The organism is Miniphocaeibacter sp., from assembly GCF_049276255.1.
Classification (GTDB): domain Bacteria; phylum Bacillota; class Clostridia; order Tissierellales; family Peptoniphilaceae; genus Miniphocaeibacter.
The window spans coordinates 88,883-105,081 of the sequence record NZ_JBASWB010000054.1 but is presented as its reverse complement, the minus strand read 5'-3'; the positions used below and the strand labels follow the sequence as shown (position 1 = coordinate 105,081).

Annotated in this window: 16 protein-coding genes; 5 read left to right on the top strand and 11 right to left on the bottom strand. The window is 29.2% G+C overall.

Annotation, left to right across the window (positions count from 1 at the left end):
• Window positions 1-14 precede the first annotated feature (14 nt).
• Window positions 15-1,256, bottom strand: a complete 1,242-nt coding sequence (locus tag WAO56_RS06355) for a diaminopimelate decarboxylase family protein (protein ID WP_422143280.1) — start codon at window positions 1,254-1,256, stop codon at window positions 15-17.
• A gap of 153 nt (window positions 1,257-1,409) precedes the next feature.
• On the opposite strand from WAO56_RS06355, the gene WAO56_RS06350 reads away from it, so the two are divergent.
• Window positions 1,410-1,949, top strand: coding sequence for a GNAT family N-acetyltransferase (locus tag WAO56_RS06350; protein ID WP_422143281.1), 540 nt, complete (start codon window positions 1,410-1,412; stop codon window positions 1,947-1,949).
• Between the two features lie 74 nt (window positions 1,950-2,023).
• Here WAO56_RS06350 and WAO56_RS06345 read toward each other — a convergent pair whose 3' ends face one another.
• The 6 genes from WAO56_RS06345 to WAO56_RS06320 all read right to left on the bottom strand — a co-directional run bounded on the left by WAO56_RS06345 (window position 2,024) and on the right by WAO56_RS06320 (window position 8,543).
• On the bottom strand, window positions 2,024-2,872 hold the full coding sequence (locus WAO56_RS06345; RefSeq protein ID WP_422143282.1) for an AraC family transcriptional regulator: 849 nt from the start codon (window positions 2,870-2,872) through the stop codon (window positions 2,024-2,026).
• A gap of 79 nt (window positions 2,873-2,951) precedes the next feature.
• Complete coding sequence (locus WAO56_RS06340) at window positions 2,952-3,602, bottom strand: DNA alkylation repair protein (RefSeq protein WP_422143283.1); 651 nt, start codon at window positions 3,600-3,602, stop codon at window positions 2,952-2,954.
• Window positions 3,568-4,848, bottom strand: coding sequence for a glycosyltransferase family 4 protein (locus WAO56_RS06335; RefSeq protein ID WP_422143285.1), 1,281 nt, complete (start codon window positions 4,846-4,848; stop codon window positions 3,568-3,570). The genes WAO56_RS06340 and WAO56_RS06335 overlap by 35 nt, the downstream gene beginning before the upstream one ends.
• Before the next feature lie 9 nt (window positions 4,849-4,857).
• Window positions 4,858-5,802, bottom strand: a complete 945-nt coding sequence (locus tag WAO56_RS06330; RefSeq protein WP_422143286.1) for an ABC transporter ATP-binding protein — start codon at window positions 5,800-5,802, stop codon at window positions 4,858-4,860.
• A complete protein-coding gene (locus WAO56_RS06325) occupies window positions 5,802-7,421 on the bottom strand; it encodes an ABC transporter permease (RefSeq protein WP_422143287.1) in 1,620 nt (539 codons plus the stop codon). Before WAO56_RS06325 ends, WAO56_RS06330 begins: the two co-directional genes overlap by 1 nt.
• A gap of 42 nt (window positions 7,422-7,463) precedes the next feature.
• The gene (locus tag WAO56_RS06320) at window positions 7,464-8,543 is read right to left on the bottom strand and encodes an ABC transporter substrate-binding protein (protein WP_422143288.1); all 1,080 of its coding nucleotides are present in this window, start codon (window positions 8,541-8,543) and stop codon (window positions 7,464-7,466) included.
• A 660-nt stretch (window positions 8,544-9,203) separates the two neighbouring features.
• On the opposite strand from WAO56_RS06320, the gene WAO56_RS06315 reads away from it, so the two are divergent.
• Both WAO56_RS06315 and WAO56_RS06310 read left to right on the top strand, forming a co-directional pair.
• Window positions 9,204-10,688, top strand: a complete 1,485-nt coding sequence (locus WAO56_RS06315; RefSeq protein ID WP_422143289.1) for a DUF1538 domain-containing protein — start codon at window positions 9,204-9,206, stop codon at window positions 10,686-10,688.
• Window positions 10,678-11,337, top strand: a complete 660-nt coding sequence (locus WAO56_RS06310) for a P-II family nitrogen regulator (RefSeq protein WP_422143290.1) — start codon at window positions 10,678-10,680, stop codon at window positions 11,335-11,337. Before WAO56_RS06315 ends, WAO56_RS06310 begins: the two co-directional genes overlap by 11 nt.
• 41 nt (window positions 11,338-11,378) lie before the next feature.
• Here the strand turns inward: WAO56_RS06310 and WAO56_RS06305 are convergent, their stop codons facing one another.
• The 4 genes from WAO56_RS06305 to WAO56_RS06290 all read right to left on the bottom strand — a co-directional run bounded on the left by WAO56_RS06305 (window position 11,379) and on the right by WAO56_RS06290 (window position 14,502).
• The gene (locus tag WAO56_RS06305) at window positions 11,379-11,789 is read right to left on the bottom strand and encodes a hypothetical protein (protein ID WP_422143291.1); all 411 of its coding nucleotides are present in this window, start codon (window positions 11,787-11,789) and stop codon (window positions 11,379-11,381) included.
• A 166-nt stretch (window positions 11,790-11,955) separates the two neighbouring features.
• Window positions 11,956-12,435, bottom strand: a complete 480-nt coding sequence (locus tag WAO56_RS06300; protein ID WP_422143292.1) for a hypothetical protein — start codon at window positions 12,433-12,435, stop codon at window positions 11,956-11,958.
• Window positions 12,435-13,247 (bottom strand): DUF3100 domain-containing protein, encoded by an 813-nt coding sequence (locus WAO56_RS06295; RefSeq protein WP_422143293.1) that lies wholly within the window; start codon window positions 13,245-13,247, stop codon window positions 12,435-12,437. Before WAO56_RS06295 ends, WAO56_RS06300 begins: the two co-directional genes overlap by 1 nt.
• A 10-nt stretch (window positions 13,248-13,257) precedes the next feature.
• Window positions 13,258-14,502, bottom strand: a complete 1,245-nt coding sequence (locus tag WAO56_RS06290; RefSeq protein ID WP_422143294.1) for a M20/M25/M40 family metallo-hydrolase — start codon at window positions 14,500-14,502, stop codon at window positions 13,258-13,260.
• Window positions 14,503-14,946: 444 nt separating this feature from the next.
• Here WAO56_RS06290 and WAO56_RS06285 point away from each other — a divergent pair, with 444 nt between their 5' ends.
• Window positions 14,947-15,774: an FAD binding domain-containing protein gene (locus tag WAO56_RS06285; RefSeq protein WP_422143295.1), complete on the top strand. Its 828-nt coding sequence runs from the start codon at window positions 14,947-14,949 to the stop codon at window positions 15,772-15,774.
• Window positions 15,752-16,198, top strand: coding sequence for a (2Fe-2S)-binding protein (locus WAO56_RS06280; RefSeq protein WP_422143296.1), 447 nt, complete (start codon window positions 15,752-15,754; stop codon window positions 16,196-16,198). Before WAO56_RS06285 ends, WAO56_RS06280 begins: the two co-directional genes overlap by 23 nt.
• The last annotated feature ends 1 nt before the right edge of the window (window position 16,199 follow it).

The following is a 16,199-nucleotide window of genomic DNA, read 5'->3' as shown; positions in this document are numbered from 1 at the left end:
TATTCTTTTTTGTACTAGAAAAAATCTTTTATTGTAGCAAAATAATCATCTAAGGTTTCGGCCCTTCTTATTAACTTTACATCTCCATTTTCTTGTAAAAGTAGTTCTGCAGAACGTAGTTTGCCATTGTAATTATATCCCATAGAATGACCGTGGGCTCCGGTGTCATGAATTATTAAGACATCTCCAATATTAATTTCCGGCATCTTTCTATTAATGGCAAACTTATCGTTATTTTCACATAAGGAGCCGGTAATATCATATAAATTGGTATTAGTCAGGTTTTCCTTACCGGAAATGCTTATATGATGGTAGGCTCCATACATGGCAGGTCGAATTAAATTAGCTGCTGAAGCATCTAAACCAATATAGTTTTTGTAGGTTTCTTTTTTATGAATTACCCTGGTAATTAATTGACCATTAGGCCCTGTAATATATCTACCAAGCTCTGTAAAAATAGAAATATTATCAAGATTATAGGGTTTTAAAATTCTATTATATTCATTTTTGACCATTTCACCAATTGTAAAAATATTATTAGCCTCTTCCTCAGGTTTATATGGTATACCAATACCACCGGAAAGATTTATAAAGGATAGGGAAATGCCTGTTTCCTTTTTTAGCCAAACAGCAGTTTCAAAAAGCATTGCTGCAAGGGCCGGATAATACTCATTTCCTAGGGTATTACTGGTGAGAAAGGCATGTAAGCCAAAGTTTTTTACGCCTTTTTCCTTAAGTAGTAGAAATCCTTTTTTCAGTTGCTCTTTTGTAAAGCCATACTTAGCATCTTTTGGATTATCCATTATATTATTATGTATTTTAAATTCACCGGGATTATATCTACAACAAATGGTATTTGGAAGACCGGCATGTTTTTCTAAATAGGAAATATGGGAGAAGTCATCTAAGTTAATAATAGCCTTTAGTTCCCTTGCTTTTACATATTCCTCGTAAGGTGTTGCATTAGAAGAAAACATAATGTTATCTTCCTTAAAACCTGTTTTTTCAGCTAAAATTAATTCTGCCATACTGGAACAGTCAAGTCCACAGCCTTCTTCTTTCATGATTTTTAATATTTCCGGAGTAGGAGTAGCCTTTACAGCAAAATATTCTTTAAAGCCCTTATTCCAAGAAAAGGCCTTATATAAATTTCTTATATTATCTCTTATTCCTTTTTCACTATAAATATGAAAAGGAGTAGGATATTCTTTAATAACTTCTAATAATTTTTCATTATTTAAAAAAGATTTTTTCATTATTTCTCCTTAAATTACCTATTAATATTATTAATACCACTATGGTATAATCTATTATAATTATACAGTATTGGCCTTACTTAGCAATATAGGAGATATGCTTGTTTAAAAATAAAGATAATATGTTTCTATACATTTTAAGGGAGATAATAGATGATTGAGTTAAAATACTTTGAAAAAACCGACTTCCAACAGTTAATTAATTTGATAGACTCTAGGGAGTTTTTACTTCAGTGGAGTGGCAATACCTTTAAATATCCATTAACAAAGGAGCAGTTAGAAAAATATATTAAAGATGCAAATTATGAAAGTTCAAATAAATTGGTATTTAAAATTAGGAATAAAAATATTAATAAGACAATAGGCCATATTGCCATTTTAAATATAGATAAAAATAATAGGGTTGCAAGAATAGGAGCAGTTTTAATAGGAGATGAAGAATTCAGAGGAAAAGGCTTTGGGCAAAAGGCAATAAAGGAAGTTTTAAAGGTTGTTTTTAATGATTTAAATCTTCATAAGGCAAGCCTTGGAGTTTTTGATTTTAACAAATCTGCTCTAAAATGTTATGAAAATATAGGTTTTAAAAAAGATGGTTTAATAAGGGATTCTTTAAAAAATGGAAATGAGTATTGGAACCTTTGGGAAATGAGTATATTGGAAGAAGAATGGAAGCAGATAAATAAAGAGGGATAAATAATAAAATATAAAGATATCAAAAATTATTAAAAAAAGATGAGTTATGTAGACAACCCATCTTTTTTAATTTATTACTTTTTTATAACAGGAATCCAAACTTCATATTTGGCATTATTTGGGTCCGGATTTATATAAACCTCTATATCCGGGCCATTGGCATATTCATAGCCGGAAGTTGGAAACCACTCTGTAATAATTCTCTCTTCTAATTCTTGAATGGACTGTCCTGTACCGGAGCCTGAGAAAATAGCCCAAGTAAAAGAAGGGACAATATATTCTTTAAAATTATTTCCAATAGGTTTTGAACTGGAAACAGCTATAAAGTATCTCCATTCTTGGTCATTATTACAGGCAGAAACTCCTAACATTCCCCTTGGTTCTTCGTTCATTAGAGATACTAGTGTTGAAATAGTTCCATTTGTAGAAGCCTCTTCCCACATTTTAGGAACTATTTTAAAGTTCTCCTCTATATTTTTATGTAATTTTTCTGATATTCCTACAATACGAAATTCTGTTTTTTCTTCAATTCGATAATTCATTTCCTCTACCCCTTTAATAGTCATTTTAAAACTTATAGGTGGATAGGATTTTATAGAAGTATCATGTTTTCTTGCCTTTGTTGGACTTATTCCATGTATATTTTGAAAGGCTCTATTAAATGCCGTTGGAGATGTGTAGCCGTATTTTAATCCTATGTCTATGATTTTCTCATTACTATTTAATAAATCTACAGCAGCCAAGGACATACGCCTTCTTCTAATATATTCAGCCAAGGAAACACCTGCCATATACCCAAACATCCTTTGAAAATGATATGTAGAACAACAGGCTATTTTTGCAAGTTTTTCATAGTTTATTTCTTCTGTAATATTATCTTCAATATAGTCTATTGCCATATTTAGATTATTTATCCATTCCATTATTTACCTCTTTTTATAATTATTATAGGAAAAACAAAAAATATAGTCTGCTCTTTTTATGCACAAAAAAGAGAGCTTATTACAAATATTTAGAAGCTTCTTTTATACTTAGCTTATCCAGAAAACTTTTATTATCTTCAATAAAATTTTTAACCCATTTAACATTGGTTTTACTATAATCCCTTAAGGCCCAGCCAATTGCCTTATTAATAAAAAACTCATTGGAGCCGAAATTATTCTTTAATATTTCTTCTAATAACTTTGTATTGGTCTTTTCTTTCCTATGAAGTTGATGAATTATTGAAATTCTTCTAATCCAAATATTTTCGTCTACTGACCAGGAGATCATTTTACTATTAATCTTATAATTAAGTCCAATTTCACTTAATATACTATAAAAATTGTCAACAGAATCCCACCAGGCCTTATCGACTATATAGTTTTTTATTGTTGGTAAATCAGTATCCGATAACTCCTTCTTCTTAAGTTTTAAATAATCTATAGCAAGATATTGAAATTCCCTTTCTTCCTGCACCCAAAGGGAGTTGAAAATAGTCCAGGAAAATTCTTCCCTTCTTAGTTTTTTTAAATACTCTTTAGAAATTTCACGTCTTTCCGGGGATTTTATGCCTAGGAATTTAAATTTATTTAACATATATTTTTCCATAGGAATACTATTTTCTTCATTTTTGTTCTTATGCATTTTCAAGATTAAGCTTTCCGTATTCATTTAATTCTCCATAGTTTTCTCTTGTAATTTCATCAAATATTTCATTTGCAATATTTTTCCATGAATGTTTAGCAACGGAATTTAAAACTTCATCTGAAATTCTTTCTTTGTTTTTAACCCTTTGAACCTGTAGGTCTATAGCCTTTGCCAGTCTATTTATAAATTCCGGAATATCTTTTTCATATGGTGTGTCTACATTTTTAAGTCTTGGAAGGTCAACATATTCTATAGCCTTGGAATTATTAACATCATCTCCTAAAACTTCCATTAGTGCATCTAGTTTTGTAGAAACTATATACATTCCACTAGCCAAGGCTTCAATAGCAACAAGGCCAAGTCCTTCATAATAGGAAGGAAGTACAAAAATACTAGAATACCTAAAAAGATGGGCTAAAGATTTTTGGTTTTTTGCATTAAATAGTTTTATATTTTCCGTTCCCTTTAGTTTTTCGTGAATTCTATTAATATTTTCCCCTTGGGGAGTTCCTATTATATTTAGTATTATATTTTTTCCATAATTCAGTTGTTTATAGGCGTCAATAAGTTCAAATACACCTTTTGCATTAGCAATTTTTCCAGCGTAAACTACATTTATAAATTGATTGTTTTCATCGTAGCGAAGTTTCTCATCCTTATAAAAATAGTCCTGATTGTATCCACCACCGGAAACATAGATTTTATCTTCGTCAATATTATAGGTACTTACTATTTCAGGAACTTGATTTTCACTTAAGGCAAAGACCTTGTCTAACCTATTTAAATTTTTCACATATCTATTTTTAAGTCTAGGATTTTGTAAAGCCTGTCTAATATCTGTACCATGGCAAATACCAACTATTTTGTCACATCTATCCCTTAATAAATCCAAGGTTAAGGAAGTTAATATCCAAAGATGATGACAAATTATTATATCCGGTTTAATTTCATTATAGGCATTTAATATTTGAACTTTAAAATTATTAAGCCATGTATTAAGCATTTTAGGGGTCATATCCTTGTAACAAGTGCTATTATATGGCATTACATCGCTCATTCCAACAATATGAAAACCCAGTTTGCCATTATTAAAGTGGATTGGAAATTTATTTTCATCAGCTATAATATCAAAATCGTATTCAATACAGTCTTGATGACCATAAATAGCATAGTTTTCATTGTTTTTATTTAATTCTTTTATTAGGTTTGAAAAGTAAACTCCACTTCCAGTTTTAGAGGGAAGTTGAGCTATAATATGCAGAATTTTCATAAAATCTCCTTAATTTATTATGTTTAACTTATAGTCTATGTAGACATTGTCGCCTATTTTAAAGTCCGTATTATTTAAGGTGGTAATTTTTAATAAGTTTCCTCTATTGTCCTTTACCTTGTAATTAATAATTTGACCTGTAAAATATTTTTCCAAAATTATAGCATTAGATTGCTCTGTAGGTTTTTCTATTCTTATTTTTTCAGGACGAATATAATATTTTGAACCATTTTTATCTATTATATTAGATGTTCCAATAAAGTTTAAGGTAAATAGATTATTTGGTTTAAAATAAATATCTTCAGCTGTGCCCATATCGGCAATTTTTCCCTTGTCCATTAATATTATTCTGTCGGCAATGGAAAAGGCTTCCTCCTGGTCATGAGTTACAAAAATTGTTGTTAGGCTTAACTCATTATGGATTCTTTTTATTTCTGAACGAAGTTCAACTCTTAGTAGTGCGTCTAAATTTGAAAGAGGCTCATCTAAAAGCAGTAATTTAGGCTCTACTACTAAACTTCTAGCTAGGGCTACTCTTTGTCTTTCACCACCACTTAATTCATTTATTTTTTTGTTTTCATATCCATGTAATTTTACCAATTCCATCATATTAATAGCCATTGAATAGGCTTGCTTTTTAGCTATATTTTTAAATTTAAGCCCATATTTTATATTTTCAATTACAGTCATATGAGGAAATAGTCCATAGGACTGAAAGACAGTAGAAACCTCCCTGTCCTCAGGAAAGAGATTTGTAATATTTTTATTGTCTAAAATTATACTTCCACTGTTGATTTTAATAAAGCCACCAATACAATTTAATACGGTGGTTTTTCCACAACCACTAGGGCCAAGTAAACATATTAATTCATTTTTATTTATTTCTAAATTAAAATCCTTTAGTATGGTATTTTTGCCATAACTCTTATTTAAATTTTCGATTTTTAAAAACATTATTTCTCCTTTTTGGAAATTATTTTATAATAAAGTCCATTTATTAACAGACAGGTTAGGATAATTAAACAGGATAAAACCGAAGCTACTCCATATTTACCACTTTGAACTACATCAAATAAAACTAAGGTTATAAGTTTTTGTGCAGGATAAACTAAAAATATAATAGAGCCAATTGTTGTCATCGATGATGTAAATCCGTTAACAAAAGTTAAAAACAAACTTTCCTTTGCCATTGGAAGAACTACATCTTTAAAATCATATAGTCCAAAACCACCTAAATCCTTAACGGAATTAGTAAGTTCCTTGTTAATTTGAGAAACTGTAGTTAAATTGGTTTTAGTTGCAAAGGGAAGTACCTTAAAAATCAAATTAAGTACTACTATGTAGACTGTTCCTGTTAACTTCAAGGGAGCTTTATTAAAGGCTAAAATATATCCTATTCCAAAGAAAGTTCCAGGTACTATATAGGGTAGTGTTGCAATAAAGTCTATGAATTTAAAGAACTTTAATTTTCTTATTTGCATATAATATACTATGAATAAACCAAGAAAACTACTTGTAATACCGGCTATTAAGGAATAAACGATACTTCTTATATAGGTCCTTGTAAAATACTGCTTACTATTAATAAAATGTTCTAAAGTAAAGTGTTTTTTTCCACCTATGGATTTAGTAAAGGCAGAAATAAAAATTGAGCTATATTGTATTATTAGTATTCCTAAAAATAGAATTGTAATTATTTTAAAAATATTAAAGATTAAGCCACTTTTGTTAATTACTATATTATTATCTCCATTGGAAAAACTATTGGTGGAAATATTTTTAAAATTGTTTCTAAAAATAATAAATATAATTATTGCAATTGAAAATAGGATTAAATTTACTAAGGCAGATCTATTTATATCCCCTGCAGAAATAATACTTAAGTAGGCTTCTGTAGCTAAAACATTATAGGAACCACCTATTATTGCCGGTGTGGAAAAGTCGGCTAAGCTTCTAATAAAAGTCAGCATAAAAACAACTACTATTCCGGACTTTAAATAGGGTATAACAATATCGGTTATAATATTATTCGTTTTTGCACCTAGGGACCTTGCACTATTAATTGTTGAAGAGTCCATGGTTTTTAAAATACCAATTAAAATTAAGGTATTAAGGGATATAAAACCAACACTTTGCATAAATACAATTCCCGGTAAACCATAGGGATTAATTCTTAAGTGCAACAATTCATAGGTAATAAACCCTCTTCTTCCAAAGAGATTTATATAGGACAAAGAAGAAATAAATGGTGGCGATATTAGGGTTAAAAACAAGGTACCATTTATTATTTTCTTTAGTTTATTCCCCGATATAAACCAATAAATTGCTATTGCCACAGTTACAGTAGTTGTTAAAACTGCTGTTAATGTAGCCATAAGTAAGGAATTATATATTAATTTTTTTTCAGTAATAATAAAGTTAAAAAGTTTAGATAAATTTATACTTCCATTTTCAAATAAAGATTCAATAAAAACGGCTATAAAAGGATATAAAATAAATAAAATTACCACAATTGAAATTGTTAACATAAGAAATTTATCTAAGGTTTTATTAAATAGTTTTTTATTAAACATATATTCTCCAAAAAAATAAGATGGCAAAAGCCATCTTATTAGTTAGTCATTACTTGCCTTACTTCCAGCAATTTCTTTCCATTTATTTAAAATAGCTTCTCTATCAGAGCCAAAAGTTGATAAATCTTCTTTAATTAATTTATCAGCAGGTAAACCTAAGTCAAAGCCTTTAATTCCAGGTTTTATTATTTGAGCTGAATCTTTTCCGTCTAATTTAGCTAATTCTTCTAAATTTTCATCCTCTAACATAAAATCTATAAAAGCTTTAGCAATATCGGCGTTTTCACTTCCCTTAAATACAGCTACTCCTTCCGGAACCCAAGGAATACCATCTTCAGGATAAACAACTGTTAAATTATTTTCTTCTGCTAGGTCAAAAGCTGACTTATCTGCAGGAATTATTCCAACAGCAAATTCTCCTTCGGAAGTTTTTTCTTGAGGATCTTTTCCTCTTTTACCATAAAAGTCTATATTGTTATTTAGTTTTTCAATATATTCCCATCCTTCTTCTTCTCCAAATAAATCAAGTAGTCCTTTAAGGGCTGCATAATTTGTTCCTGAAATAGAAGGGTCACTCATAATAACTTCACCTTTTAGTTTTTCATTAGTTAAATCTGCCCAAGTTTTAGGAATTTCTATATTCTTTTCTTCCATAACATCGTTATTAACTAAAAATCCTACAACAGTAAGGCCCTTTGAGTACCAATATCCTTCAGGATCCTTGTAATTACTGTCAACTTCCTTAGTTAGTTCTGAATTATGAGCTTCTAATAGTCCGTCATCTTTAGCGTCCATAAAGGCATCAAGACCGCCACCAAACCACAAATCAGCCATTGGTGTACCACCTTCAGCTCTTACTTTTGCTAAAACTTCTCCACTGGACATAGACAAAAATTCAACTTTAGAGTTTGTTTCCTTTGCAAATTTATTAAATAAATCTACATATGCATCTGAAGTAGTAACAACATTTAAGGTTCTTCCTTCAAAATCTAAAGTTCCCGCTTCTTCACTACTGTTTGTAGTAACTGCACCTGTTTCTTTATTTGTATCTTTTTGATTACAGGATACTAAAAATAAAGAAAATACTAGTAAAATAATTAAACTTAATTTTGATTTTTTCATAAATCCTCCTAAATTAGCTATATAATATAAATTTATCATTAGAGAAAATATAAGTCAATGAAATTTATTAAAAATCTTAAAAAATTATCTAAAAAACTAATTTATAGTAGTATTATCAAATATTATGAAAAATAAAATACATAATATTTTTTTTAAAAAAATCTTTATGATACAATATTATACAAGAATAAAAATTAAGTAGGTGATGTAATAAGGGTTTAGGCAGACAAATTTATAGGTTTTATTATTTTTATTGCCTGTGACATAAATATATATTTAAAAAAATATTTTGCTACTTTACAATATTAAATTTATTAGTAAAGTAGGTAGTTATTAAATAAAATATTATTAGTATAGAGCTATTTAAAGTTTAAATTCTTAGTTTTAATTAAAGGATTTCCAGTTAATTTTTAATCTTATATCTTAGAGTGGTTTTTATTTCATTATTTCGGAAAATAATTTATGTTCATAAGCAATCTTAAATACTTATAATTGAAGTGTTTTTTATATTATTTATTATAGTGGGTTTTAAATTTTTTTATATCTATTAACTTATAAAAGTAATTTAAAATATAAAATTCATTATGTCTAAATTTGTAATTAAAAACAATATCTACATTAGATTTTATATTCAAAATTAATATAGAGAGAGGGTGACAAATGAAAGTTTTATTAGATAAATTCAAAGAGGTTTCTTTTTCTGTACTACCAATTACATTAATAGTTGTTGTTTTGAATTTTACAGTGGCACCGGTAGAAATGGATTTATTTTTAAGGTTTTTGTTAGGAGCATTTATAATAATTATAGGTTTAGCTGTTTTTTTATGGGGTGCGGAAATTGGTATTTCAGCTATAGGTACTTTAATGGGAGAGTATGTTGCTAAATCAAAGAGTATAAAAAAGGTATTCATAATAGGTTTCGTTCTAGGTTTTTTAATAACAGTAGCAGAACCGGACCTATTGATTTTAGCAAATCAAGTTTCATCGGCAATGGGTGGAGCAATAGCTCCAAACCTAATAGTTGGAGTTGTATCTGTTGGAGTAGGAGTTTTAGTAGCAGCAGGATTTTTAAGAATATTATTTAATGTAAAGTTCAGTAGGGCATTTGCAGTAATATATGGAGTAATATTTTTAATATTTGCCTTTGTATCTGAAGAATTCCAAGCAATTGCTTTTGATGCATCAGGAGCAACAACAGGAGCTATGACAACTCCCTTCATTTTAGCCATGGGTTTAGGGGTTTCAAAACTCAAAGGTTCAAATGCAGGGGAAGAGGACAGCTTTGGTTTAGTAGGAATGGCATCAGCAGGACCTATTCTTGCAGTTATGATAATGAGTTTGGTTTTTGGTGCTGATAAAATTCAAGGTACAGCTGAGGTTTTTGAACCTACCAGGGGGATTTTTGGACCTATTGTAGAGATTTTAGGAAGTACTTTCCTAGAGTCCCTAGTAGCACTTCTACCTATTACATTGTTATTTATAGTCTTTAATTTTGTAATTTTTAAATTAAGAAAAAGAGAATTTCTTAGAATTATGATAGGAATGATATACACCTACCTAGGTTTGGTTCTCTTTTTAACAGGTGTTAATGCAGGATTTTTAGATGTTGCAAGGCTTATAGGATCAAAAGTAGCAGGACTAGACAATGTTTTAATATTTCCTTTACTAGGACTTGTTATAGGAATGGTTGTTGTATTAGCAGAACCGGCAGTATATGTATTATCAAATCAAGTAGAAGAAGTAACAACAGGTTATATTCCTAGAAAGCTTATACTAGCTACCTTATCTATAGGAGTATCCTTAGCGGTATTTTTATCTACATTAAGAATAATAATTCCTGAATTAAAAATTTGGATGATTTTAGTTCCAGGGTTTATAATAGCTATAATACTTAGTTTTTTTGTTCCTCCATTATTTGTAGGTATAGCCTTTGACTCAGGAGGAGTAGCGTCAGGACCAATGACTGCAACTTTTGTTCTAGCATTTACTCAAGGAGCAGCTGATATGATACCTACAGCAGATGTTTTAAGAGATGGTTTTGGAGTAATAGCCATGGTTGCCATGGTACCAATAATAGCAATAATGATACTAGGTTTATTATTTAAATTCAAAACCAAGAAAGAGGGTGTAGAAAGTGTACAATAAAGATATTTCATATAGTGCCTTTTTCGTAGTAGTAGATAAGGGAAAAGCTAGTAAAATATTAGAAGAATCAAAAAAAATAGGAGTAAAAGGTGGAACCATAGTTTATGGTACAGGAACAGCAAGTGGTGGACTATTACATTTATTAGAATTATACGAAATAAAAAAAGAAATTCTAATGATGGTAATACCAAATGATTTAGCGGATAAACTTTTTAATCTATTAAAAGAAGTTTTTCATTTTGAAAAACCAAATAAGGGAATTGCTTTCAATATACTTTTAAAAGATGTAATGGGAAATGTTTGTGAAGAAAATATAGCTAATATTACTAATAGGAGTGAAAAAATGGATTACGAAGCAGTATTTGTAATAGTAGAAAGAGGAAATGCTGATGATGTAATAGAATCTGCAGAAAAATCCGGAGCAAGAGGTGCAACGGTAATACATGGACGAGGTTCAGGTATACATGAAAAAGGTTCATTATTTAATATAGTAATAGAGCCTGAGAAAGAAATAGTATTTATGCTTGTTGAATCCAGTAAAACAAATACAATTGTAGGTAGAATAAAAGAAGATTTAGAAATAGATAAACCAGGAAAGGGAATTATCTTTGTAATGAATGTAGAAGATGCTATTGGTTTAGTAGAATAAAAGAAAATGGATATGCCATGCATATCCATTTTTTAAATTAACTATGATTTTTTTCTTTTTTCAATATAGGATAAAATTAGAGATATTGTAAAGGCAACAAAGGCCAGTATTAATAGAACATAGATTACATAATCAAAGGTATCAAATTTCTCAAAGACGAGTTTGTGACTTTTTTCAACAACAATATATAAACAGAATATAGCCAGTACTACAGATTCTGCAAAATCCTTTGATGGAACTAATTTTGTAGTCTTACTTTTTTTAAGTATTCTAATACTATAAATTCCATAAATTAAACCTAGTCCGGTAAGTATTAGGGCTACAATATAAAAAATCATTTGATTAAATTGACTAGTAGAAAAAACAAAATAAATAGATTCTACTAAACTTATAACAAATAAAATAGAAAATACTATTAACAATCCTAGCTTAACTTCTTTTTTCTTTTCCATTACAATCCTTTCTTTAAATAAAACAAATATTTAACAATGCTACTGATTTTTACTCTATATTATTTTATAGATGAAGTCAATATTTTTTTGTTTGTAACTTTAAAATCATTATTAATAAAAAAACTCCAACTATTTTATGTTGGAGTTTAAAAAACAAATATTTATTTTAACTTCCGGATATAAGTAATCCGATTTGAGCTAGAATAGCTGAGCCTAAATAGGTACCTATAAATACAAAAACAGCAACTATAGCTATTTTCCAAGAGGATTTAGAAAGATCCTTTAAACTGTTGGCTACTGAAACACCGGCAAAAGCCAATATAGGTGTTGTTATAGAAAGAAAATCTACACCGTTAATAGCGTTAACAAAAAAGTCGGATATTAAACAACATATAAAAGAAACTACAGAAACCCAACCTAAAATAGGGAAATCCGCTAATATTTTTATATTTGTCTTTTTTACTAAATTGGAAATTATAACTCCTAAGAAAGAAAATAACCATAAAACTCCCAAACCTATAAAGGTTTGACTAGTAATAGGAGTAGCATCTTTTTTGAAAAGTAACTTTATCCATTGGGTAAACAATATTAAGCAAGCACTTAATATTAAAATTGTTCCCGCTTTTATATATTCTTTTTTTGTCATTATTTATCCCCCTTATTTCTAGTTAGGAAATTATACATTTTACGTTGAAGAGGTACTGCTAAAAATACCATTGTATATGTACCTAAAAAACTTGTTAGTAATTGACTGGCAGCTGCATAAGAACGAATAACTTCAGCATTATCAGGTAAAACAGCAACTAAAGCTGAAGATGAAGCAGCCATCATACTTGCAGATCCAACACCGGAACTCATAGCTAAGGCCCTATAGTCAAAATTAAGGGATAGTAGTACTGGAGCAAATATACTAAAGAAGATAGAACCAAAAATAGTTCCTATTAAGTATAATGTTAATACTCCTCTGCCTTCTGGTGAGTCTAGTGTATATTTTTCAGAAATATAGGCTAACTCCCCTTCCCTTCCCAGTCCTAATGTAGAGCCAATTGCTTCTCTTCTAAGGCCTAGTAGGATGGCAACGGGAAGTCCTAAGACTACAGTACCTAGATTTCCTAATTCCTGTAGTAAAAATACCCAGCCTAATTTTAATATTTCTCTAATTTGAGGAGCAACATCTGCACCGTATCGAGCCATTAGAGGCAACATAATAAAAAGTAAATATTTACTTGAAAATTCTATATTATTATTGGTGTATATTTTTTTTAGTATACCCTTTCTTATTTTAGGAATACCTAAAATCATAGCTATAGTAACTGCAAAAACCAAAGGTAAAATGCTAATTGTAACTTTTCCCAGCACTATTGTTTGTTTACCAATACCTTCAGCTATAACAATAACTATTAAGACAAAGGCAATTAAAATAGCTAAATCCTTAAATGTTTTTTTATCCTTTTTCATACAAACTCCTTTATATTTCATCAATTAATTTTTTATATTCATTATATGTTCTTTTATATAATTTGCTAGGGTCAATATTTCCATTTAAGTTTTCAAATAATCTTTCTAAATATTTTGGAAAGGTATTTAGAACAAAATTTTCATCGTCTAACTTAAAATCGTCTCCATGAATAGTTCCCTTAAAACCACCATAGCTTATTTGAGCACAAGGCATAATATAGGACAAATCTCCAATATCTCCAGCTGCTGCAATATCTCCCCTGTCATCAATTAATGCTAAAGTATCTGAAAACTCATTATATGTATCCATGGCAAAAGAACTTAAATAATCATTTTGTACAAAAGGTAAATAGCCCATATCCGTTTCTATGGTAACGGTACCACCAAGGGAGTAGGCAGAGCCTTCTGCAATTCTATCGAGCTTTTTAGACATTTCCTTCATATATGGAATGGTTTTACAACGTAAATCTGTTCCTATTTTCACTTCATTAGGAATAACATTTGTTGACATATCTGCGTCCATAATAATAGGGTTTATTCTAATGGATTGGGTGTCAATAAATTGTTGTCTACTTAATCCAACTCCAACATTAAATAAGGTAGACATACTATAGGCATTAACTCCACTAAAAGGGTCAAATCCTGCATGGGATGTTTTACCTTCAAAAGTATAATACTTATACATAAAGCCGGCTAAGTTACAATATAATTCAATTGTAGGTTTGTCAAAGTCCTCTCCAATTGAATGTACACAATAAACAGCATCAATATCATCAAAAATACCTAGACGCATAGCTTCAGCCTTTCCACCTAAATGAACGATTTCACCTTTCTCAACAAGTTCTTTACGGTAAGGCAAATCTACATATTCTTCAGCTGGAATGAATATAAAGCAGAGATTATAGTCCCAGTTTTTATATTTCTCATTTGTAATAAGTCTTTGATATAGAGCCAGAGCAACGGTTATTTGTGTAAAATGTCCACAGTTATGGGCAGCACCTGTTTCTGGATCAGCATTAAAATGAGAAGGAGCATAAACAGCGTCAAGTTCAGCTAAAAAACAAATAGTTTTATTCTTATCCCTAGACAGATAGGTTTTAATTCCCGTTTTAGAGAAAATTTCAATATCAGCATTGGGATTTAAAAACTTAAGTTCATCTTGAACTTTTTTAGAAGTTTTAAATTCTTTAAATCCCAGTTCAGGATTGTTAAATAAATCTTCTGTTAATTCTGTAATTCTTTTAAAATAATCCATCTTTTCCTCCTATGAAATATGAAAAATATATTAACAATATATGCTAATATACTAATGTTACCACAATAATGAAAATAGTAAATAAATACTTATGAAAAGTTTTATAAAATGTTGATAAATAGACAAAAAAACACGGTTAATTATATAAATATAAAATATTTTAGGGAATAATAACTATAATATTTTATATAAATAAGTAAATAATATATTTAATAATTATATATAATTTAAGATAAAATCGAAAAATATTATTGGAAATTTTTAATTAGAAAATGACCTTTAAATAAAATGTTTTTTCTATTTTTGTATTATTTCATAGATGATGACAATATTTTTTTGTTTTTTTAAATACCGAAAAATGACGGTTTGCATATTTATTACTTATTAAATATGATATAATTTCATTGTTAGATAATACTTTTTTTCAAATTTAAGGGGGAACTATTGTTTACTTTAAGGGAATTTTATGAAGCTGATTCCATAAAAGATGCTTACGATATTTTGACTAAGTCAAAAAGGAATATGGTCTTAGGTGGAAATATGTTTTTAAAGATGAGCAATAAAAAATTAGGTGTAGGAATAGATTTATCTAACTTACATTTAAATAAAATAAATATTAATGACAGAATTATTTCAATAGGTACATCTGTAACTCTATCTCAATTAGAGGAAAATAGCTTTTTAAAAAGTTATTCAGGTGGAGTTATAAAAAAAATGATAGAAACTATATCTTCAAAACAATTGCGTAATATGGCAACAGTAGGTGCTTCTGTATATGCAAATTATGGATTTTCCGATATAGTTCCTGTTTTTTTGGCTTTAAATGCAAGGGTGCATCTATATAATGATGGTTGGATGAATTTATCCGATTTTGTAAATAGAAAGAAAACATCAGGAAACAGAGATATTTTAATAGAAGTGGAAATCCCTATTGAGGAGAGCTTTGCATATTATACAGGTGTAAGGGCTACTGCTGGGGATTTTTGTATTTTAAATTTAACTCTATCAAGAATAAAGGATGAATTTAAGGTAGTTGTCGGGTCCAGACCAATGAAGGCGGTAATTGCAGAAAGGACTTCTGAATATATTACAGAACATTACGATATTTTAACCTTTGATGATCTTGTAAAAAATGCCGGAGAAATTCTTATTAATGAAGTTGAGTTTGGAACTAATATGAGAGGGTCAAAGGAATATAGAACACATTTATCAAAAGGGTTACTTCAAAAGGCATTAAAGGAGGTTTTAAATGAAAATATCGCTTATGATTAATGAGAAAGAGTATGTTACTCATGTAAAACCTGAAGGAATGCTAATTGATGTATTAAGACATTTAGGATTTACTAGTGTAAAAAGAGGGTGTGACTCCTCAAGTTGTGGACTTTGTACAGTCTGGGTTGATGGTGTTCCAATTTTATCCTGTGGATATTTGGCTTTAAGGGCCTTAGGGAAAAGTATTACTACTATAGAAGGTGTACAGGAAGAAGCTAAAAAGTTTGGGACTTTTTTAGCCGAAGAAGGTGGAGACCAATGTGGTTTTTGTAATCCTGGTTTTATAATGAATGTTATAGCCTTAAAAAGACAGAATAAAAAATTTACCGATGAGGAAATTAAAACATATTTAATGGGAAATCTCTGTAGATGTACAGGCTATGCTAGTCAAATGCGAGCTATACAGAAATATTTAGAGGTATAAA